The sequence below is a fragment of the Flexivirga lutea genome (assembly GCF_054778955.1).
This window is the reverse complement of sequence record NZ_BAAGZB010000001.1, coordinates 800469-821565: the sequence shown is the minus strand read 5'-3', so window position 1 is coordinate 821565 and position 21097 is coordinate 800469. Positions and strand designations below refer to the sequence as shown.

Sequence of the window (21097 nt, the reverse complement as noted above, 5' to 3'; positions counted from 1 at the left end):
GTGACCTCACACGTATGACGCAGCCGCAACGCCCGCGACTCCAGCGGCTCCGAGGATGCGCGCGGCGCGCGACCTGCGTTTCGCGGGTCACCCGCCCCATGCGGTTGCGACGGAAACTTCCGCCACGCCAGTCGAATGCGGCGGCAGGTAGTCGATCGTCCACGTGCTGCCGTGCTGATTCAGTCCGCCAGCATCGCCGCCACCGTCGCACGAGTAGTACATGGTGATTCCGGCGACAATTGGGCTGGTGCCTTGGTTGACGATGCAGCGTGCGCCGTTATCCAGTTCCAGCGCCCATCCGGGGCCGTATCCTGTTTGACCGCCCCACACCGGACGGTAGCGGCTTGTTCACAGTGAGCTGGACCGCGTCGTCCCACGGTGAGTTCACACACAGCAGGGTGCTGGCGTCGAAAGTACTCGCGAAGCACGGGTCGAGGAGCGCGCTTTGGTCCGTGATGCACCGGTAGGCATTCGGGTCGACGAAGGATTGTGTGAAGCAGGAGCCTGTTCCGTGGCTGCCGACATGTACCGCCGGTTTCCCGCTGGTGTCGAACGGGCTGAAGTATTTGATCGCGGTGCGCACCGGTCCCACGGCAGCGGCGGGCTTGGACGTGCGCACAGGCTGCGTGGTGGGTGTCATCGGCGTGCTCGTCCGGCCCGCACCGGGAGTGGTGGCCGCGGCACCGACCGCGGGCACTGATACCGCCTGTGACTGGCCGCTGGGACGGTGGTCCGCGGCCGGGTGTGCTTCTCTCCCGCGGTTGAGCGCCCAGGTGACGCCCCCACCGGCGAGCAGCCCAGCGGTCACCAGTGCGGCAGCGATCCGGGTGGTGCGCCGACGCGTGCTCGACCGACTCTGGCCAGGCTCACCCGGCAGTTCTTCGAACGCCGCTGCTGCTTGCAGCACGATGGTCCGGTCGCACAGTCTGGCCACACCGGAACCGTCGCGGGTTAATCACAAGCGGGTCGCCAGGGTGATGCGCCAGGCCGGGATCGCCGGGTACCGCAAACGGCGCCGGGTGATCACCACGGTGCCCGAGCCGGCCGATCAGAAGGTGGCCGACCTGCTGCGCCGGGACTTCACCGCGGTCGAGGCGAATCGCCGGTACGTCGGCGATATCACGTACTTGCCGATCGCTGACGGGTCGAATCTGTACCTGGCCACGGTGATCGACTGCTACTCCCGGCGCCTGGTCGGCTGGGCGATCGCGGACCATATGCGCACCGAACTCGTCCAGGACGCACTGGCGGCCGCGGCCGCGACACGAGGCAGCCTGGCCGGGGCGATCTTCCACTCCGACCACGGAAGCGTCTACACGTCCAAGGACTACGCGCGATCATGCCGGGAACTGGGCGTGACGCAATCCATGGGAGCGGTCGGTACCAGCGCGGACAATGCGATGGCCGAATCGTTCAACGCGACGATGAAACGTGAAGTCCTGCAAGACAATTCATGTTGGCCAGACCAGAGAGTGTGCCGGCGCCAGCTATTCCGGTGGCTCCACCGATACAACAACCGCCGACGCCATTCGTGGTGCGGTTATCTGTCCCCGGTCGCCTACGAGCAAGCAAACGCCGCTAGCCTGCCTGACGCGGCATAACCAACCCCGTGTCCAAGAACCGGGGGCAAGGCCCGATCGCCTCGGGCGGATCGTCCATCCGGGACCGCTCGATCGCGACCCATCGCCCCAGCAGCGCCTCCCCGACACCGATATCCCGAGCGACTGCCGCGATCGTGCGATCGGTATCAATCACCAGGCGAGCAGCTTCCTGCCGGTACTTCGGGGTGTAACTCTTCCTCTTCGCACCCATGAGTGCATCCTTCCCTGTCAGACCGAAACCTGACGATCAGGATGTCCACCGAACGGGGTCAACCCCATTCTTGCGTTATGGAGCGATGTGCGCAAGAAGCCTGCGTCTGTGTGGCGGCGCGGAGTTGGATGCAGGGAGTTTCCGATCGCAAGTGAATGGAATCGGCCTCATGAATGCAACACGACGCCCGGTGCGGAGCCTATTGACAGCGGTCCTGGTACTGATCACTGCCATGACGGTGGCCATGATCGACGTGCCAACCAGTCGAGCTGCAACCCTGCAGCCGGTCGCAGATGGTGGCAGTACCGTGCTGACGCACCTCAACTCGTACTCAGACGCCTGTCAGAACTTCGTGTTCATCGGAGCCCGCGGGTCCGGCGTGCCCGCCACCGAAGGCAATGGCATGGGCAACATCGTCAACTCGGCACTCTCGACGTTCAACCACACGATGGGCAACGACGCGTTCTCAGAGAACCTCGGAGTGATCAAGATTGGGTTCTACGCCGTGCCTTACACGGCAGCTGACGTACTGACGCTGATCCCGCCTACCTCCACTCCGTACTTCGGATCCATTGATGGCGGAGTCCTTGCGACAATCAGCTTCCTCAACGCACGGATCAAACAGTGCCCGTATGAGCATTACGTGCTGGCTGGTCACTCACAGGGTGCGATGGTGATGCACCGACTGGTGGAGTACCTCGCCGCGCACGAACAGTTCGGCAATGGGATCGTCAGTGATCCCAACAGCGACAATCGGGTGCTCTCACGGGTGTCGGCGGTGATCGCCGTTGGCGACGGCGATCGCGTGGCCGGAGACAAACAAGCAACATATGGGTCGGTGCCAGACTTGTTAGGAACAGACATCGGAATCGCCCGGTTGCCGCTGAAATGGAGCCCGTGGAGGAAGCCAGTTGGTGCCGCTCAATTCCCCATCTTAGGCGGACTGCCAGACGGACCTGACTGGAAGGGTTCCAAGCGATACCTCAGCGTGTGCAACTTCCGCGACATCGTGTGTGACACCGGGACCGTAATCGCGGAAACTGCAGGCGCGACTGTGCTGCCAGACGGACCGCTGATGAAGGCCGTGATGTCCGCGACGTTCTTGAACCAAGGTGTCAACGTGCATAACGGGTACTCCGACAGCGACCCGCTGTATCAGGCCGCGATCACCGCCGAGTCCCTTGCGCTGAGCGATTTCACTCCGCTGACCATTCACGGGTCGCCACCACCGGCCGAAGTCGGAAAGTCGTACTATTACCAGCTGACAGCCGTCGGTGGCGCGCCGCCATACACCTTCGGCGCGACCGGACTGCCCGCAGGGTTAAGCATCGACCCGGCAACCGGGGTCATCAGCGGCACACCGACCACAATCAGCCCGGGCTACTTTCAGGTCGGCGTCAAGGATTCGCTCGGCACACAGGCGGACGCCGCTGTCCAGATTCCAGTAACATCGCCAGGCCTGGTGAAACAGATTACCGCCGGAGGAAGGCACACGTGCGCTCTCTTAGTCGACGGGAGCGTCGATTGCTGGGGCGACAACTCATTCGGCGAGCTCGGTGGAAGTTCCGTGAGCCCTGACGGAACGCGCACTCCTGTAAGCGGGCTTTCATCCGGTGTCGCCAGCATCAGCGCAGGTTCCCAACATACGTGCGCCCTGCTTACCTCCGGCGGCGTCGAGTGCTGGGGCAACAACTCGTCCGGTGAGCTCGGGGACGGGACCACCAATAACTCACCAACTCCGGTCCCAGTGACCGGACTTGCCTCGGGGGTGGCCAGTATCAGTGCTGGCGGTGCTCACACCTGCGCGGTGCTCACGTCGGGCGGCGCTGTGTGCTGGGGGGCCAACTACTGGGGTGAACTCGGCGACGGGACCACCGTGAACTCGACCGTGCCAGTGCCGGTGACTGGGCTTTCATCCGGAGTCGCCAGCATCAGTGCCGGGGGTGGCCTGGAATTTACCTGCGCGCTCCTCACCACTGGCGGCGTCGAGTGCTGGGGAAGTAACAACGTAGGACAGGTCGGCAACAGCACCCGGACGGGATATGGAGACATCTTCTCGATTCCTGTGCCGGTGACAGGACTCTCGTCCGGCGTCGCTAGCGTGAGTGCCGGTGACTCGCATGCCTGTGCGCTCCTGGTGAGCGGTGGTGTTGAGTGCTGGGGAATCATCGGTAACACTATTGCTTCATCTCCGGTGCCGGCGACGGGACTCACATCGAATGCGGTCAGCATCAGCGTCGGTGGCATGCACACGTGTGCAGTTCTAACAACTGGCGGCGCGGAGTGCTGGGGAACGAATTACTCCGGCCAGCTCGGAAACGGGACGACTGTCGGCTCCACCTTGCCGGTGCCCGTGACCGGGCTTTCCTCCGGGGTCGCCAGCATTAGTGCGGGCGACATCCACACGTGTGCCTTGCTTGCTGGGGGCGGTGTGGACTGTTGGGGTTACAACTACTACGGCCAACTCGGAAACGGAACCACCGTCGGCTCCACCGTGCCAGTGCGGGTGACTGGGCTTTCTTAGACTGGACAGGACGGCGCCGTGCTTCGGCCCGTGAAACGGTCCGCCGGCGCCGGGGTCGGGGGGAAGCGACTCGCGACCGGCGTACCGCCATGGGCGGCCTGTCACCGGTTGTAGCCGCGGTGGGTGTGCTCGTCGATGAAGCGCAGCAGCGCCTCCCGGCTGATGTACCTGCGGGAACCGATGCTGATGCGCTCGATGTCGCCGCGGTTGGTCAGCTCGTAGAGCATCCCGTAGCTGATGCCCAGAGCCCTGGCGGCGTCCTTCATGCTCAGCAACAGTGGACCGTCCGGCGACAGGGGGTTCGAAGAGATCCCGGCCACCTGCTCGGCCTCGACGACCTCCACCTCGGACGTCGTCGTCTTCCAGGACCCGAGGTACCCGTACGGTTTGTCGAACTCGGCCTGCACCTTGGCCGCCGCGTTTTCCTCGTCCGAGGCACGGACCCAACGCTCTGCCACCTGCACCCTGGTCACCAGCACCCGGTAACGCATGTACACCTCCTGCACCTGGACGGCCCTGGTCTTGGACACCGGCCGCTTCTTCCGTGTCGTCAACGCGCGGCTCGCGCGAACTGCCAACCCGTTTGAGCCGGCTTCGCGGTCCACCTCCGACAGCGCCGCCACGATGCTCCGTGCGGTGGCCGGTTCGAAGCGTCCGTAGTCGAGGTAGAACCGTCCGGCATCGGTCACCTGCGCCGACCACGCCCCTCGACGACGACTCGCCGTGACAAGGCGCCGATTCTGCAGCGCCTGCGCGGTCGTCTTTATGGGTGAACCATGGCATTACTCCGTCGGGACAACCGTCGCTGATCCAGCGCAACACTCCACCTGCCAGTCGCTGAGCGGTGGGTAACGACGAGCCACGTCCCAAGTCGCTCACACTTCAGCCGATCACGGCAGGCGGCGTGAGCGGTGCCTCTGCCGCTCAGGTGCGGCGAGGGCCGGGTTCTGTTTGGGCCCTCCTCGCCGCAGTGCTGCGCTGGCCACCGCCGTGCAGGAACTCCGGTGGCGTGTGTGGCGCGCACACGGTATGACCGCCTTGTATGTGCACGTGTAGAACGAACACCGGGACGTGCCACACACGCCACGTGGCGATGGACCCCGTCAGCCCCCCTCCGTGTGCAGACGAAGGCCGCGACGTTGGCGAATCCCTCCGCCTCCCTTCGCCGCCGGGAAGCCTAGTCTTTCCAATGCCTCGCCGAACGACTTCTTCGAGATCTCGTCAGCGCCGGCCTCTAGACGCCACTCGAACCAGCGACCCCACAGGAGACCAAACGGACGACGTAGCCAGGCCCGATCTCGCAGCACTCGTCGAGGAACCCCTGGATGGGGTCCGACTCTGCGTGGTAGTCGTCGGTGGCGCTTTGGACCGCACTGGGTGCCGAGAGGCCTAAGGACTCGTAGTCACGCCATCCCTGGATTGCCCAGGCGAGAATCGCGGTGGTTTCCCGTTCCAGTTTCTCGGGCAGTTGAGGGTCCTGTTCGACTTCCGGGATGACAACGCTGAACGGGATCACCTTCAGGCGGGCCCAGAGCGCGGGATCGTCGCCGGAGACCTTCGGCAGGTGGTTGGTGACCAGCGCCGCGGTGTGTGACGGTGCGAAGGCGACGAAATCCTGCCGCATCCGTCGCGCTTTGATCTGATCACCCCCGGTGAGCCGCTTGACGGTGGCCTCGGCCAGCCGGCGTCCCCGATCGGACTCGGACACCACGACCCACCGCCGCCCGAGCAGGTCCATCTCGCCGGTGGGATGGGCGTTCTCCCGGTGCATGAACAGGTCCGGTTCTGCAGTGCTCGCGTAGTCGCCGAGAGCGGCCGCGACGGCACCGTAAAACACCCCTTTGCCGTTTCTCCCGGTGCCGGTGAGGATGGCCAGGACGTGTTCGCGGACTCGGCCGCAGAGGGCTACGCCAACGTACCGTTGCAGGAACCCACGGACCTCGGTGTCCGGCAGGACCCGTTCCAGGAATGCCTCCCACAACTGCCCGGTAGCGCAGTCGTCGAAATCCGCCGCAGTCACCTTAGTGATCCGGTCAGCCGGGTCGTGCGCGCGGAGCTGCATTGTCCGCAGGTCGAGTGTGCCGTTGGCGACGTTCAGCAGGTACGGGTCTGGATCGAGATCCGCGACGGTCACAGCGAATGTCTCCAGGGCTGCGGCGATCATGAGAACACCGGCCAAGCCCGAGGCAGTTTCGCAACGCCGCACGTCGTTTCGCAACTCCTTGTCCTCGATGGAGTCCGCCAAGGCAGTCCGCAGCACATCGAGCACCGCCCGTGTCGCCTCGCGCCGGTGGTCCTCGATCCACCGGCGGCCGTCCCAGACATGCCACCCGATGCCGTGAACGTGCATCAGGCGACGCCCGTGCTCCTGAGCGAGCCGATACGCCATCCTGGCTTGCCCTCGGTGCACGGTCTCCGCATCGGCACTACCCGGGTGCCCTCCCGCGACTCGCGACCAGCAACGCAGCACGTCATCGTCAGAACGATCGGCGAGCCGCTCGGCCAGATCATCGCGGCTGGCCACCGCACCACGGGCCTGCTCGAGCGTCAGGCCCGCCTCGACGCACGCTGCGACCACCTTCATCGTGTCGACGCTACGATCGCCACTGACCTCGGACAGCGCATCGCGAACGCCCAGCGGCAGGTTGGCGACATCCACCTCCGCGACCGAATGCGTGACCGACAGCTGCCCTCGGGCAGAGATGCTGGGCAGCTGCACGCCGAGCACCTCGGCAAGACGCTCCGGAGGCCATCGCCGGCCGGACGGTCGCGCCAGCCACGCGACCTGGGCCGCATCGCCGGTGCCGAACGCAACAGGCTTGTGGTTGAGGGTCCCTGGCGGTCGAAGGAAATCGTTGTCGCACACCTTGGCGTCCGCGTGACCGAGATACGTGCCCAACCCGCGGCACAGAGCCTCGTGATCGGACGCCGTCACGGACTGTTCCAGGTCGACGTACACGTGGCCGTGATCGGCCGATCCAGACGCGATGGCCCAGCCATCCAGGCCGTCGACCAAGTTCAGGTCGACCGGGCCGTCGATGTCGGCATGCACCCTTCTTCGGGCGACGCTGGCTCCCTTGGCCCGCTGGCCACCCTGCATCAAGTATGGGCAGATGTACACGTCGTCCCCGGCCAGCGAAGCTGCGAGGACCGCGCTCGCGAGCCTGGCTGAGCGGCGCGGCCAACCGAACTTCCGCTCTTTCCAGCTTCGGTGCTTATAGCGACCGCCGACGGCGTGAGGTTCGCCGCCGAGGGCAATGAAGGCGGTTCCCGTCTCATCCGTGAAAATCGCCTGGAGGTACTGCTCGAGGCCGGCAGGATCAATCTCCGCCGTGTCGGACCCCGAATCTAGACTTGAACCGGGCTTGAGGTTAGCTGCCGAATCGCTCTGCGTCGTCTCGGATTCCGCTCCGGGGCGGCGCTCTCCTTTGCTCATTCGGATTCACCGCCATCGTCGATGTCCGTCCCCGACGGGTCACGCAGTTGGAGCACATGTGTTGCGGGGCCCCATCCATCACCACCTGATTCAGCTTGCGACTCTGCGGCTTGCGCGAGCAGCGACATAGCCTCGTCCAGCTCGACCAAAGCTGCCCGCTGGCGGGCAGTGGACCGACGGGCTTGGGCCGACCGAAGTGCGAGCCGACTGAAGTGTGCCTTACGAGCGTTGGTGGCCCGGCGCTCCCGCTCGGCTGCCGGGAGCTGGCGAGCGGGATCGACGAGGTCCTCGAACTTGCGCAGGAAGGCCTGCCGCGCGGGCGCGGTGCGTGCGGTGCGGTTGATGGTGTTGGCCCACGATTCGTGGGCGGCCACGCGAGCGATCATCTGTCGCTCGGCGGGCTCGGGTGCGGGCATGACTCACCGGTGGTTTCTCCCAGTGCGTCAACTCTGGGCGTGCCACCGGCACTCGCATTGTCGGCCCTCGTAACGGGGCCGCGTTCAGGATAGCGTTCGTACGTCGTGCAGGGGAATGACCATCGGTTGCGGCGTGTCGTGTCCTGCTCGTCGCCGGGCCTGATCCTCCAGGTGGGCCTTGTACAGGAGCGCCCGGTCGATGGTCGCTGGCCCGTGGTCCGCGCACTTCACCCACAAGTGCGCGCGTTCGGTGGCCGGCTCTTGCAAGAACAAGCGCACGATGGTGATCGGAACTGGGTGCCACTGCTGGCTTGGCGCGGGTTCGCGATGTTGGGCGCGACGCTCGCGCCTCAACCGTGGGGGCAGCACCGCGCTGGGGGGTGCGAAAGGGTCGTCCGGGTCGTTGGGTGGGTCGGTGACGGCGCCGGGCAGCTTGGAGATGAAGAACGGTCCGCGATCGGTGTGCCATAGCTCCGCGAGCATGGGTGCACTACCGAGCCTGTTGTGCTCGCCGTCGCAGACGATCCGCAGCAGCGGGCGGGTCGTGGACGCGGGGATCGGCTCCCACTCCCCTGTCATGAGGTTCAATCGGTGGTCGGTGACCAGCCGTCCGTACATGGAGTCGAGGTCGTAGGAGTGGGGATCGTCTTCGCCGAGGTCGGGCCAGAGCGCAACGACCATGCCGTCGTACGCGCGCGGCGGACGCCGCCCGGTCATAGTTCGCCCAGGTTCAGGGTGCGCGCCTCCGCCGCAGCGCGGGAGGCTGCCTGGGCCTTGGTGTAGCGCAGCAGCATGTCGGGGCGGGTCCAGCCGGCGACGGCCATCAGCCCGCCCTCGGAGCCGCCGGCGGCCAGCCAGCGGTGGGCGGCGGTGTGCCGCATCAGGTGCGGGTGGAACCCGGGAATGCCGGCGGCGTCGGCGCGCTGCTTCAGGGTCTTGTGCAGCGCGTCGTAGCTGAACCCCTTGCCGCGGTCGCCGACCCACAGGTGCGCGGTGCCGGCCAGGCGGTGCCGGGCCCGCAGCCGCAGGTACCGGTCCAGTGCCCGGGCGGTGGTGGGCCCGAACGGCACGACCCGGCCCTTGCCGCCCTTGCCGCGGCGGATGAGCGCGGTGCCGGCGGGCAGGTCCAGGTCGGCGAGCCGTAGGCCCACGACCTCGCCGGCGCGGGCACCGGTCTCCAGCATCAGCCGCAGCATCGCCTCGTCCCGGCGGTACCGCAGCGCCTCGGCCGGGGTCGCCCCACGGGGTGGCTGACAGGCGTGTAGCAGGGCACGGAGCTGGTCCTCGGTCAGCGGCTGGACGACGCCGGTGTCCAGCCGGGGCGCCCTGATCCCCAGGAACGGGTCGGTGGGGATCTCGCCCTCCTCGAGCAGCCAGGCGGTGAACCGGCGCACGGCCAACTGCCGGGACCGGGCGGTCGCGGGCGCGTTGCCGCCGTCCAGCAGGGCGCTGACCCAGCCGCGCAGGCTGGTCCGGTCCAGCGGCTCGGCTGCCTGCTCGACGCACCAGGCCAGGTAGAGGCGCACCCCGTCGGAGTAGCTCTTGAGGGTTTGCGGGCTCTTGCGGTCGGCGCGCAGCGCCAGCTGCCAGGACGGCACCAGGGCGGCCGGGTCGAACGTCACGGGCTGGCGGGACACCCGGCCACTCTACGACGAATATCTGGACTAGGAGCGCTGTGCTGCCGGAAATAACGCAGGTCAGCAGCCGAAAAGGGCTGCTGACCTGCGATGATGCGTATGGGAGCGGTGAAGCGTCAGTCCAGGTAGTCGCGCAGCACCTGGGAGCGCGACGGGTGCCGCAGCTTGCTCATCGTCTTGGACTCGATCTGCCGGATCCGTTCCCGCGTGACGCCGTAGACCTTGCCGATCTCGTCGAGCGTCTTGGGCTGGCCGTCGGTCAAGCCGAAACGCATCGACACGACGCCGGCCTCACGCTCGGAGAGGGTGTCCAGGACGGAGTGCAACTGCTCCTGCAGCAGGGTGAAACTGACTGCGTCGGCGGGCACCACGGCCTCGGAGTCCTCGATCAGGTCGCCGAACTCACTGTCGCCGTCCTCGCCGAGCGGGGTGTGCAGCGAGATGGGCTCGCGGCCGTACTTCTGCACCTCGACGACCTTCTCCGGGGTCATGTCGAGCTCCTTGGCGAGCTCCTCCGGAGTGGGTTCGCGCCCGAGGTCCTGCAGCATCTGCCGCTGCACGCGGGCCAGCTTGTTGATGACCTCGACCATGTGCACCGGGATGCGGATGGTGCGCGCCTGGTCGGCCATCGCGCGGGTGATGGCCTGTCGGATCCACCAGGTCGCGTACGTCGAGAACTTGTAGCCCTTGGTGTAGTCGAACTTCTCGACCGCACGGATCAGGCCGAGGTTGCCTTCCTGGATGAGGTCGAGGAAGAGCATGCCGCGACCGGTGTAGCGCTTGGCGAGCGAGACCACGAGGCGCAGGTTGGCCTCGAGCAGGTGATTCTTGGCCTTCTTGCCGTCCTGCGCGATCCACCACAGCTCGCGCTTGAGCTTCATCTCGATCTTCTCGCCGGCGTTGAGCTTCTCCTCGGCGAACAGGCCGGCCTCGATGCGCTTGGCGAGCTCGACCTCTTGCTCCGCGTTGAGCAGAGCGACCTTGCCGATCTGCTTCAGGTAGTCCTTGACCGGGTCGGCCGTTGCACCGGCGGTGACGACTTGCTGGGCCGGTGCGTCGTCCTCGTCGTCCTGGCGGATGACGAACGCGTCGGACTCCTCCGCCTCGTCGTCCTTGAGGTCCTTGGCGTCCGGCGCCTCGTCCTCGGCGACGTCGAGGTCGTCGGTCTTCTTGCGCGCCGCGGACCGCTTGGCGGTGGTCTTCTTCGCGGCGGCCTTCTTGGCCGGCTTCGCGTCATCCATCGCGTCGTCCGGTGCATCGCTCTCGAGCGCGTCGGTGTCGACGTCGTCGGCGCTCTTCTTGGCGGCCGTCTTCTTGGCGGCGGCCTTCTTCGCCGGCTTCGGGTCGTCGCCCTTGGCGGCCGTGGTCTTCTTGGCAGCGCTCTTGGCGGCCTTCTGGCTGGTGCTGCGACGGGTGGTGGTGGTCGCCACGGCACGAGCGGCGGTCTCGGAGTCGAGCGTGACGGCGATGCCGTGCTCATCCAGCGCACGCAGCACGGTCTTCATCCGCTGCGGCGCGATCTCACTGGCCTCCAGGGCATCCTTCAGCTGCGAGCTGTCGATCGAGCCGTTCGCCTGTCCGACTGCCATCAGCTGCTGCAGCGCCGGGTGCGCGAACTCCGCCGGCAATGCCGGCGCTCCGGGGGTCTTCGCCACTGGGTCCACCAACTACCTTCCGAAACTGTCGGTCAGCCGTGCACGGGCACTGGATGCACGGACGCAGGTGCACGGACACCACTACGTTGCCGTCCGGGGTTGACGGCTGACCGAGGTTGGGGTTTCGAAGCGACCGTCACACCGGCTGGTCCGGCTCGGTCACGAGCGCTTCCACACCATTATAAAACGATTCGGGGCGTGGAACATTCCATCGGCCCCTTTCCGGGGCTCGGTCCGCTCACTCGGCGGGCTTGACCGCCAGCACCGGGCAGGCAGCATCCAGCAGGATGCGCTGGGCGTTCGCGCCCAGGATCAGCTTGCCGACCGGCGACCGGCGCCGGAGCCCGATCACCAACAGATCGGCGGACTCCTCCTCCGCGATGCGCAGGAGTTCCTCCGTGGCATCCTCGCCGGGACCGACGGTGCGCACCTCGTAACTGACGTCCTGGTCGGCCAACTCGGCCAGCTGCGCGCGAGCGTCCGGGGTCTGGTCCTGCCCCTCGCTGTGCGCCGAGTCCAGCACCACCAAGGGGGTATGGCGCACGGCCGCTTCCGCGGCTGCTCGGCGCAGCGCCGCGGCGCCTTCCCTGGTCGGTACGTACCCCACCACGACAGCCACTGCGCGATCACCTCTTCCCATCGGGTCGCTCACGTCTCGGACGTACCGACGACGCTACCGGACCGATCCGCCGGCGGGGCGAGCAGCCTGGTGGCCAAGCTCACATCCGGCCGGCGCTCAACCGGCGACGGGCACGCGGACCTGCTCGCGCCGTGCATCGGCCACGGCCTCGGAGACGATCGCCGCGATCTGATCGGTCTCGATGAGGAACCCGTCGTGCCCGTGCTGTGAACGCATCAGCCGGACCCGTCCGCGGCCGTGTGCGGCCACGATCTGCTCGGACAACTCCACCGGGAAGAGCCGGTCGGAGTCGACGGCGGCGACACGCAACAGTCCCGGGTAGCCGCCGAGCACCTCCGCCAGGCTGCCGCGCCCGCGGGTGACGTCATGGGTCGCCATCGCCGCGGTGAGCTGCACGTAGGCGCCGGCGTCGAAGCGGGCGACGAGTTTGCCGGCCTGGTGGTCCAGGTAGCTCTCCACTGCGAACCGGCCGCCGTCCAGCGGGTCCTCCTGATCCTGTGGCCGCGTGCCGAACCGGGTGTTGAACTCGTCGGCGCTGCGGTAGGTCGCGTGGGCGATCCGGCGAGCGATACCCAGCCCGTCACTCGGTATGACGCCCGTGCCGTAGTAGTCGCCACCGGCGTACCCGGGGTCGGAGGTGATGGCCAACGTCTGTGCCTGACCCCACGCGATCTGGTCCCCGGTGGCCTGTGCAGCGCTGGCGATGACCAGCGCAGCACGGGTGCGCTGCGGATGACCGGCGGCCCACTCGATGGTGCGCATGCCGCCCATCGACCCGCCGAGCACCAGGAACCAGTCGGCGATGCCGAGCGCGTCGGCGACCGCCGCCTCGATCATCACCTGGTCGCGCACGGTGGTGCGCGGGAAGCGCGATCCCCACGCCCTGCCGTCCGGGGCGGGCGAACCCGGCCCGGTGGTGCCGCGGCACCCGCCGAGCACGTTGACGGCGACGACATACAGCTCGTCGGTGTCCAACGGCCGTCCGGAGCCGATCAGGCCGGGCCACCAGCCCGCCGTCGGCTGCCCGGGGCCGGGCTCCCCCACGACGTGCGAGTCACCGGTCAATGCGTGTTCGACCAGCACGGCGTTGTCGGCGCGGGAGGACAGTCGCCCCCAGGTCTGGAAGGTGACGACCACCTCGGGCAGCACGGCACCGCTCTCCAACGGCACGTCGGTGAGGCGGATCGCGCGGGCGTCGGGGTTGGCATCCGGCGGCGGTGCGCACCACTGCACCGGTGACCCGGTGCGTAATGGCGTGCGTGAGGTCTGCGTCGTCGCCGTCCGTATGGCGCTCATCCGGCCCACTCCTTGCGTGCCCCTTGGGGCTCGCCGGCCCCGCGCTTGCCGACCGCCGTGCGCGGTCGACCCTGTCTTCACCCGGGGCACCCCACCGCGGTGGAGGGTTGCCGCCCAGCCAGCCGGGGCTGTGTTCGTGGCCGCGAAGGTCAGCGAACGCTGGGACTCATGACGGATACAACGGTAGCAAAACCGTCTGGGCGGGACGAAGCCGTCGCCCGCGCATCTCACGGGTCGGGCGTTCCACCCAGGACCCGCGACATAGCGACCCGAGAGAATCGGGCTCCCGCGCAGTATTCGGAGGAACTGGCGGGGAAGAAACGTCGTGGGGTGCCGGAGCGGGGGAGGAATTTCGTGGGGGTGATCTTAGGCAGGCCGTTGCTGAGCTGGTGTCGGGCGCAGCCCGGCCTGCAGCGCCGCGTCGAACAACTGGGCCAGCCGGCAGTCGGGCTCGACCTGCAGCGCGCGGTCGACAGCGAAGGACGCGAGCACCCCGTTGCCGGTGACCCATCGGATGGCGGCGGCGAGCAGCAGCACCGGGACACTCCACGACTGCGGGATGCACCCGACCCACTCCTCCAGTCGCTCGGCGACGCGGTCCACCGGATCGTCGAACGGATCGAGCTCACGCAACCAGAGCGGCGGCAGGCCGAGGTGGTGCGGATCGACCGGCGCTTCGGCCTCGACCAGCTCCGCCGGCAGGAACTGCGGCATCAGCCAGGACAGCACCTGGTCGCGGACCACGATCGCGGCCACGGCCGTGGTGGCGTCGGCCAGCACGTCGACCGGGAGCTGATGCACGGGCGTCTGTTGCTCGAGCAGCACACGCGGCAGCACCTCGGCGCTGTGCACCTCGGCCGGCTCGCCGAGCCGATGCCCGACCGCTGCGGCCACCAATGGATGGCGCACGTCGAAGCGGTGCGCGAGGTCGGCACGGTCGGCGGCCGGGGTCACGCCGCGCAGCACCTGCTCGGCCACCGGTGCGACGCCGGTGGCCGGCGGGACCGGCGACCATGTGCACGGGCAGCGGTGACACGAGCATCGCTCGGCGCGCCAGGTCGCAGCCTCGCCCCGCACATGTGCGACGTGCGACAGCACTGCGCCGGCTGCGCGCAGCAGGTCGCCCAACTCCTGCAGGAACAGCTGGTCGGCGGCCCCGGACGCGTCGTAACAGAGCACGACCAGCTCGTCCGGATCGTGCCTGCCGAACGTGGTGGCGATGTGCTTCGCGAACGCCACGGCGTCGCAGCTGTCCGGTCGGTCGAACCGCGCCGTGAGGACCGTGCGCCGGTCGCGCAGGCCGATCACGACGAGGCAGTCCCGGGGCAGGAATCCGAGTTGGTAGGGCAGGTAGGCGATGAGCTCGCCGATGCCGTGCAGGCTGGATGTCATACGGCGAGCCTGTGGCCGCGCACCAGGGTCGCGGACGGTCGATCACCGCGGGTGTGGATGCGTGACCGGGCCGGAGGGGGATGTGGACCGCCCGGTCAGGACAGGCGCTCACCCGGGATCGTGTCGCCGCGCCGGCGTTCCCACGCCAGGAACCGGTCGGTGTCCTCCACCAGGGCCTTGGCCAGCCAGGCCAGCACGACGGCGTCGTCGGCGAGTCCCACGACACCGACGAGCGCTTCGGGCAGCAGATCGATCGGCGAGACGACGTACGCGGCGGCCGCCGCCAGCAGGCCGAGATGACCGGCACTCACGCCCGTGTACTCGCCGCGTGCGACGGCCTTCGTCATCCGCGGCAAGGACGCGACGCGCACCGAGATGGAGGGACCGCCCGGCTCGGTGACCTCCTGCAGTGCGTCGGAGATCCGGCGCATCGCCGACCAGCGGACGCCGGCCAGGCCGGACACCTTGGGCAGCCGCGGCACGCTCAGCTCCGCCCGGCCGGCAGGGCGCGGCCGGTGGGCGGGAACTCCCGCCTGGCGACCTTGGCGATGCGGTGCAAGAGGAACACGTCCAGGCCGGCGCCGATCACACCACCGGCCACCGGGATGCCCTTGCCCAGCTTGGTCAGCAGCTTGTCACCGAGTTGGCCGACCAGCCGGAAACCGACCGCCTTGTTGACGACCATCACCGCGGGCGGTGGCAGCTGGTTGGCCGCCAGGTTCGCCAGCCGGCCGGTGCTCACGACACCGGCCTTCTTGAGCAGGTCGTCGGCGTCGCCGCCCACCAGGGTCAGGAGTATGGCGGTGCGGGTGCCCTGGTCGTGCAGGTCGTACCCGCGCAGGTCGGCGATGGCTGCCACCATGCGGGTGTTGATCAGGTAGAAGCCGACTAGGTTCACCGGTAGGGCGACGGCCATCGTGACGAATCCGCCGAGGCTGGTGACGAATCCGGCACTGGCCGCGAGCTTGCGGTGCTGGGACACGACGTGGTCGATGGCTCGGTCCACGTCGGCCGGGTAGTCGCGCCGGGCGGCCTCGGCGACCTCGTGCGCGCTGTCGAAGCCGGCCTTCCCGTCGATACCGACCGTGATCAGCTTCTGCGACAGGCTCAGCGCCGTGCTGCCCAACGGACCGTTGTCGAGCGGGACGGGCTGCTTGCTCTTCTTCTTGCTGCTGCCGAACATGCGCCCATCCTGCCAGCCGTGTCGGGACGCCATACCGGAGCGCGTAACGTGGCGTTATGCCTTACCCCACAGACTCGAGTCCCGAGCTCGCCGAATACGCCCACCCGGAGCGCCTGGTCACCACCGGCTGGCTGGCCGAGCAGCTTGCCGGCGACCACCCCGACCTGGTCGTCCTTGAGTCCGACGAGGACGTGCTGCTCTACGACACCGGCCACATCCCGGGCAGTTTCAAACTGGACTGGCACACCGATCTCAACGACCCCGTGACCCGTGACTTCGTCGACGGAGCCGGCTTCGCCAAGGTGATGTCGGAGCGCGGCGTCGGCCGCGACACGACCGTGGTCATCTACGGCGACAAGTCGAACTGGTGGGCGGCATACGCCCTGTGGGTGATGACGCTCTTCGGTCACCAGGATGTCCGGCTGCTCGACGGCGGCCGGTCGGCGTGGCTGGCAGAGGACCGGGAGATGACCCGCGAGGTGCCGACGGCCCGGACGGCCGACTACCCGGTCGTGGAACGCGCGGATGCGCCGGTGCGCGCCTTCAAGGAGGACGTGCTGGCCGAGCTGGAGCGGGGCACGGCGATGGTCGATGTGCGCTCCCCCGGCGAATTCAGCGGCGAGCTGCTGCACATGCCCGATTACCCGCAGGAGGGTTCACTGCGCGGCGGCCACATCCCGGGCGCACGGTCGGTGCCGTGGTCGAAGGCGGCGCGCGAGGACGGTCGCTTCAAGAGTCGCGCGGACCTCGAAGCGCTCTACCAGGACGAGCAGCGACTCGACCCCGGCGAGGACGTGGTGGTCTACTGCCGCATCGGCGAGCGCTCCTCGCACACCTGGTTCGTGCTGACCCACCTGCTGGGCTTCGGCACCGTGCGCAACTACGACGGTTCCTGGACCGAGTGGGGCAACGCGGTGCGGGTGCCGGTCGAGCAGGGCGGACCCGCGGCGTGAGCGACCTGCCCGCGCCGCTGGCCGAACTGATCGACGACTTCGGTTCGGTCGGCCCGAAGGACCGGCTGCAGCTGCTGCTGGAGCTGAGCGAGGAGTTGCCCGAACTGCCCGCCCGGTATGCCGACCACCCCGACCAGCTGGAGCAGGTCCACGAGTGTCAGACACCGTTGTTCCTTGCCGTCGAGGTGACCGACGGTGATGTGCACCTGTTCTTCAACGCACCCAAGGAGGCACCGACCACGCGCGGTTTCGCGGGCATCCTGCATGCGGGTCTGGACGGCCAGCCGGCACAGGCGGTGCTCGACGTGCCGGACGATGTCCCGTTCAAGTTCGGACTCGCCGAGGCGGTTTCTCCGCTGCGGATGCGCGGAATGGTCGCCATGCTCTCTAGGATCAAACGGCAGACCCGGACGCTGCTGTCGGACTGATCCGCCGGCGCGTGCGCTCAGGACCCTTCGACATCGACATGCGTTAGGTTGCGCCATATGAACTCCCTGGGCAATAAGAAGTTGCTTGCCGTGCCCGCGGTCGTCGCGGTGATCGGGCTCGTGCTGCTGATCATCGGGCTGCTGAGCGGCTCCACCGTCAAACTCACCCAGTTCAGCAACGGCAGCAACCTGTCGATGAGCGGTGGGTTCTCGGTCTACAGCCCGCAGTCGGCGGACCGCACCGCGACCGTGTGCAAGGTCGACTCGACGACGATGGGCCGCCCCACCAAGGACTTCTCGGTGACCGCCGACGGCACCAAGTACTACGAGATCGCGCGCAGCTCGCAGGACAAGGGCACCGTCACCTGCACCGGCAACACCGGCAACCTGTATGCCGGCAAGCGTGCCGACACCATCGGCGGCGGTTTCCAGACCATCGGCATCGTGCTCGGTGGCATCCTGCTCGCCCTGGGCATCATCGGGCTGATCGTGGTGTTCCTGCTCGGCCGCAGGAAGGGCACGTCGGGCGGGCCGGGCAGCGCCACCCCGCAGGGCGGTTACGGACAGCAGCCGTACGGTCAGCAGGGTGTCTACGGCCAGCAGCCGTACGGACAGCAAGGTGCCTACGGACAGCAGGGTTACGGCCAGCAGCAGGGTTACGGCCAGCAGGGTTACGGCCAGCAGGGTTACGGCCAGCAGCAGGGCTACGGCCAGCAGGGCCTTCACCAGCCGGCTTACGGCCAGCAGGGTGGCTATCAGCAACCGCAGCAGCCGGGTTACGGCCAGCAGCCGCAGCACGGACAGCAGTCCTCTCCCTATGGGCAGCAGCAGAGCAACCCGTCGCCGTACGGCCAGCAGTCGGCGGCCCCGCACCAGTCGCCCTACGGTGAGGCGCCGTACGGTCAGCCGCAACAGCCGAGCGCGCCGTCGCCGTACGAGCGCCACGCACAGCCGGGCGGCCAGCAGGACTTCAACAACGCGCCGACGCAGGGTGTCTCCTCGGACCAGGTGCAACAGGGGACCGCGCAGTGGCAGGCCGGGCGCGGCCAGGCCTCGACGCCGGCATACGAACAGCCCGGTTACCAGCACCCCGCACCGAGCGGCCAGCCTGGCTACGGCTCGGCGGATCGCTCCGAGGAGCCGACCCAGGCGATCTCCGGGTTGCCGATGTCCGGCGGTGATGCCTCGTCGCCCACCGGCGACCAGGGCGGCCCGACCGGCGATATCCACGAGCAGGCCACCACGGCGGTGCCTGCCGTGGATCCCCAGGCCGAGCACCAGAACCCGTGGGCCCTGCAGCAGCAACAACAGCAGCAGCAGCAGAACCAGAACGAGCGGCCCTCCGGGGACGGGAACGATCAACAGCACTGACCCCGCCGGCACGAACGCCGCAGGCCCCCGCACCAGCCAGGTGCGGGGGCCTGCGTATGCCCGGGAACAGCGGCGCCGGCGGCGCACGAAAGGTTCGACGGTCGCGAACTGCCCATCGACCGGACAGAACCTCTAGAGTCGACAAATCGCGTGTTAATGATCGAAACCCCCGAGTATCAATCATGATCAATCATCTGTTTCGCCAGTGGGTGGCGCTTCTCGCGACCGCCGCCCTCGCCTTCGCCGGCCTCGTCGCGGTGCTGCCGACCGCCTCGGCCGACGCAGCCGCCCACCTCCCGGACATCACCGCCGCCCACCACGACGGCAACCGCTACGTGTTCGATGCCGGCGCGGCGAAGCTGCGGGTGACCGTCGAGGACGCCGATCTGCTGCGCGTGGAGGTCGCGCCGGACGGCACGTTCACCGACCCGGCCAACGACACTCCCTCCGATCCCACCGCGCCCATGGCGAGCCCTACACCTCCATCAACCGCAAGTACCTGATGCTGCACGAGCGGCTGCTGCCGTACTTCTACACCTACACGATGAACGCCACGAAGACCGGCGTCGGCCCGACCCGGCCGCTCTACCTGGACTACCCGGACGACCCCAGCACCTGGGGCGAGAAGGCGAAGTACGAGTTCCTCGCCGGTGACGACTTCCTGGTGGCGCCGGTCTACTCCGACACCACGGTCCGCAACGGCATCTACCTGCCCGAGGGCCGGTGGATCGACTACTGGACGGGCCGGATCTACCAGGGCGGTCAGACGGTCAACGGCTACCAGGCGCCGCTGGACACCCTGCCGCTCTTCGTCAAGGCCGGCGCGGTGATCCCGCAGTTCCCGAAGGGCACGACCGACTGGGCGCAGGGCAAGAAGGCGGGCCAACTCGACCTGGACGTCTACCCCAGCGGCCACACCTCGTTCACCACCCACGAGGACGACGGCCGCAGCCAGCGCACGGCCTTCGCCCAGCAGCGGTTCGACGTGGCCGCACCGACGTCGGGGCGCGGCCCGGTCACCGTCCGGATCAGCGCGCTCGCCGGATCGTATGCCGGCAAACCCGCCCAGCGGCACTACCGGCTGACCGTGCACACCGACGCGAAGCCCGGTCAGCTGACCGTCGCCGGTCACAAACTGGTGCACCGCTCGTCGGTGCAGGCGCTCGACGCCGCCGTCGCCGGCCAGACCCGTCCGGTGACGGCGGCGTTCACCAACAACACCGGCACGCCGGTGTCCGTGCGGTCGACCGCGATCACCGCACCGCAGGGCTGGACGGTGCGTGCGGACGGTCCGACCAGCAGCCCCGCACTGGCGGACGGCGCCACGTTCACGGCGAAGTTCACGCTGACCCCGCCCGCCGATGCAGCACCCGGCACGGTGGACCTCACGGCGGCGACCACCTACCGGGCACACAACACGACCCGGACCGTGACGGACCGCGGGACCACGACCGTCGCGTATGCCGACACGGCAGCGGCATACAACAACGTCGGGATCACCTCGTCCACCGATCCGGCGCCCGGCAACCTCGACGGCGGCGGCTCGAGCCTGCTGGCCGAGCAACTGGCCGAGCACGGAGCCACCCCGGGTGCGAAGGTGTCCGCCAACGGCTTCGACTTCAGCTGGCCCGACGTGCAACCCGGCACGAAGGACAACGTCGCCGGCGAGGGCCAGACGATCTCGGTGAGCGGCAAGGGCAACGCGCTGGCGTTCCTCGGGACCGGCACCAGCGGGTCGGCCGGCGGCACGGCGACCGTCTACTACGCCGACGGCACCAGTGACTCCGGCACGGTCGGTATGCCGAACTGGTGCTGCCTGGCGCAGGACAGCTACGGCGCCAAGGTGGCCATTCGCACCCTCGGCAAGAACACGCCGAACGGACCGGCATACCCGACGACCGAGTACCGCCTCTACACCTCCACCCTGCAGACCGACCCCGCGAAGGACGTCGTCGCGGTGACCCTGCCGTCCAACGCGTCGTTCCACGTCTTCGCGATCGCCGTCGGCGACCAGGAGGTCGTGAAGCCGCCGCTCGCGGACGGCCAGTACGCCCTGACCGTCGACGGAAAGGCTCTGACCGCACCGGATTCGGACAGCGGCTACCTGACAGTTGCGACGGCCAGCAGCGACGCCCGGCAGAAGTGGGTGCTGACCCGGCATGCCGACGACGGTTCCTACGAGTTGAAGAACGCGGGGACGGGCGACTGCGCCGACGTGCCCTACAGCTCCACCCAGGACGGTCAGGCGGTCGGACGGTACACCTGCACCGGCACCGATGGCGCCGTCACCCAGGCCAAGGACACCGGCACCTCCGGCCAGCGGTGGTCGGCGACGGCGAATTGACCCCGGGCCG

18 protein-coding genes, 1 pseudogene and 1 riboswitch are annotated in these 21097 nt (G+C 68.1%); of the genes and pseudogenes, 7 read left to right on the top strand and 12 right to left on the bottom strand.

Going from position 1 to position 21097, the window contains the following annotated elements; all coding sequences use genetic code 11:
* Positions 1-932: 932 nt before the first annotated feature.
* Positions 933-1601: pseudogene (locus ACYVBN_RS03900) on the top strand (IS3 family transposase); the annotation flags it as partial.
* On the opposite strand, the gene ACYVBN_RS03895 reads toward ACYVBN_RS03900, so the two are convergent.
* The gene (locus tag ACYVBN_RS03895; RefSeq protein ID WP_460599361.1) at positions 1579-1812 is read right to left on the bottom strand and encodes a transposase; all 234 of its coding nucleotides are present in this window, start codon (positions 1810-1812) and stop codon (positions 1579-1581) included. The pseudogene ACYVBN_RS03900 and the gene ACYVBN_RS03895 sit on opposite strands and share 23 nt — an antisense overlap.
* Before the next feature lie 169 nt (positions 1813-1981).
* On the opposite strand from ACYVBN_RS03895, the gene ACYVBN_RS03890 reads away from it, so the two are divergent.
* Entirely contained in the window at positions 1982-4336 is a 2355-nt protein-coding gene (locus ACYVBN_RS03890) for a putative Ig domain-containing protein (protein ID WP_460599360.1), read from the top strand.
* A 101-nt stretch (positions 4337-4437) separates the two neighbouring features.
* Here the strand turns inward: ACYVBN_RS03890 and ACYVBN_RS03885 are convergent, their stop codons facing one another.
* From ACYVBN_RS03885 to ACYVBN_RS03835, 11 genes are all read right to left on the bottom strand, one after another.
* Positions 4438-4866: a helix-turn-helix domain-containing protein gene (locus ACYVBN_RS03885; RefSeq protein WP_460599359.1), complete on the bottom strand. Its 429-nt coding sequence runs from the start codon at positions 4864-4866 to the stop codon at positions 4438-4440.
* A gap of 704 nt (positions 4867-5570) precedes the next feature.
* Complete coding sequence (locus ACYVBN_RS03880) at positions 5571-7772, bottom strand: phage/plasmid primase, P4 family (RefSeq protein ID WP_460599358.1); 2202 nt, start codon at positions 7770-7772, stop codon at positions 5571-5573.
* Positions 7769-8188 (bottom strand): hypothetical protein, encoded by a 420-nt coding sequence (locus ACYVBN_RS03875; RefSeq protein ID WP_460599357.1) that lies wholly within the window; start codon positions 8186-8188, stop codon positions 7769-7771. Before ACYVBN_RS03875 ends, ACYVBN_RS03880 begins: the two co-directional genes overlap by 4 nt.
* 84 nt (positions 8189-8272) lie before the next feature.
* Complete coding sequence (locus ACYVBN_RS03870; protein ID WP_460599356.1) at positions 8273-8905, bottom strand: hypothetical protein; 633 nt, start codon at positions 8903-8905, stop codon at positions 8273-8275.
* Positions 8902-9825: a tyrosine-type recombinase/integrase gene (locus ACYVBN_RS03865; protein ID WP_460599355.1), complete on the bottom strand. Its 924-nt coding sequence runs from the start codon at positions 9823-9825 to the stop codon at positions 8902-8904. Before ACYVBN_RS03865 ends, ACYVBN_RS03870 begins: the two co-directional genes overlap by 4 nt.
* Positions 9826-9941: 116 nt before the next feature.
* Complete coding sequence (locus ACYVBN_RS03860) at positions 9942-11480, bottom strand: RNA polymerase sigma factor (RefSeq protein WP_440282365.1); 1539 nt, start codon at positions 11478-11480, stop codon at positions 9942-9944.
* 238 nt (positions 11481-11718) lie between these two features.
* Complete coding sequence (locus ACYVBN_RS03855) at positions 11719-12099, bottom strand: universal stress protein (RefSeq protein WP_440282366.1); 381 nt, start codon at positions 12097-12099, stop codon at positions 11719-11721.
* Positions 12100-12216: 117 nt separating this feature from the next.
* A complete protein-coding gene (metX, locus tag ACYVBN_RS03850; RefSeq protein WP_460599354.1) occupies positions 12217-13416 on the bottom strand; it encodes a homoserine O-acetyltransferase family protein in 1200 nt (399 codons plus the stop codon).
* Between the two features lie 36 nt (positions 13417-13452).
* Positions 13453-13590, bottom strand: a riboswitch (SAM riboswitch).
* A 192-nt stretch (positions 13591-13782) separates the two neighbouring features.
* Positions 13783-14808 carry a DUF4192 domain-containing protein gene (locus tag ACYVBN_RS03845; protein ID WP_460599353.1) on the bottom strand — a complete coding sequence of 342 codons (1026 nt, stop codon included), beginning with the start codon at positions 14806-14808 and terminating at the stop codon, positions 13783-13785.
* Between the two features lie 95 nt (positions 14809-14903).
* Positions 14904-15290, bottom strand: coding sequence for a YkvA family protein (locus ACYVBN_RS03840; RefSeq protein WP_440282369.1), 387 nt, complete (start codon positions 15288-15290; stop codon positions 14904-14906).
* 2 nt (positions 15291-15292) lie between these two features.
* On the bottom strand, positions 15293-15991 hold the full coding sequence (locus ACYVBN_RS03835; RefSeq protein WP_440282370.1) for an EcsC family protein: 699 nt from the start codon (positions 15989-15991) through the stop codon (positions 15293-15295).
* Positions 15992-16047: 56 nt separating this feature from the next.
* Between ACYVBN_RS03835 and ACYVBN_RS03830 the strand changes: the two genes are divergently transcribed.
* From ACYVBN_RS03830 to ACYVBN_RS03810, 5 genes are all read left to right on the top strand, one after another.
* Positions 16048-16944 (top strand): sulfurtransferase, encoded by an 897-nt coding sequence (locus tag ACYVBN_RS03830; protein ID WP_460599352.1) that lies wholly within the window; start codon positions 16048-16050, stop codon positions 16942-16944.
* Complete coding sequence (locus tag ACYVBN_RS03825) at positions 16941-17372, top strand: SufE family protein (protein ID WP_460599351.1); 432 nt, start codon at positions 16941-16943, stop codon at positions 17370-17372. Before ACYVBN_RS03830 ends, ACYVBN_RS03825 begins: the two co-directional genes overlap by 4 nt.
* A gap of 57 nt (positions 17373-17429) precedes the next feature.
* Positions 17430-18743 carry a hypothetical protein gene (locus tag ACYVBN_RS03820; RefSeq protein WP_460599350.1) on the top strand — a complete coding sequence of 438 codons (1314 nt, stop codon included), beginning with the start codon at positions 17430-17432 and terminating at the stop codon, positions 18741-18743.
* 182 nt (positions 18744-18925) lie between these two features.
* The gene (locus ACYVBN_RS03815; protein WP_460599349.1) at positions 18926-19246 is read left to right on the top strand and encodes a hypothetical protein; all 321 of its coding nucleotides are present in this window, start codon (positions 18926-18928) and stop codon (positions 19244-19246) included.
* Positions 19246-21087, top strand: coding sequence for an NEW3 domain-containing protein (locus tag ACYVBN_RS03810; protein WP_460599348.1), 1842 nt, complete (start codon positions 19246-19248; stop codon positions 21085-21087). The genes ACYVBN_RS03815 and ACYVBN_RS03810 overlap by 1 nt, the downstream gene beginning before the upstream one ends.
* The last annotated feature ends 10 nt before the right edge of the window (positions 21088-21097 follow it).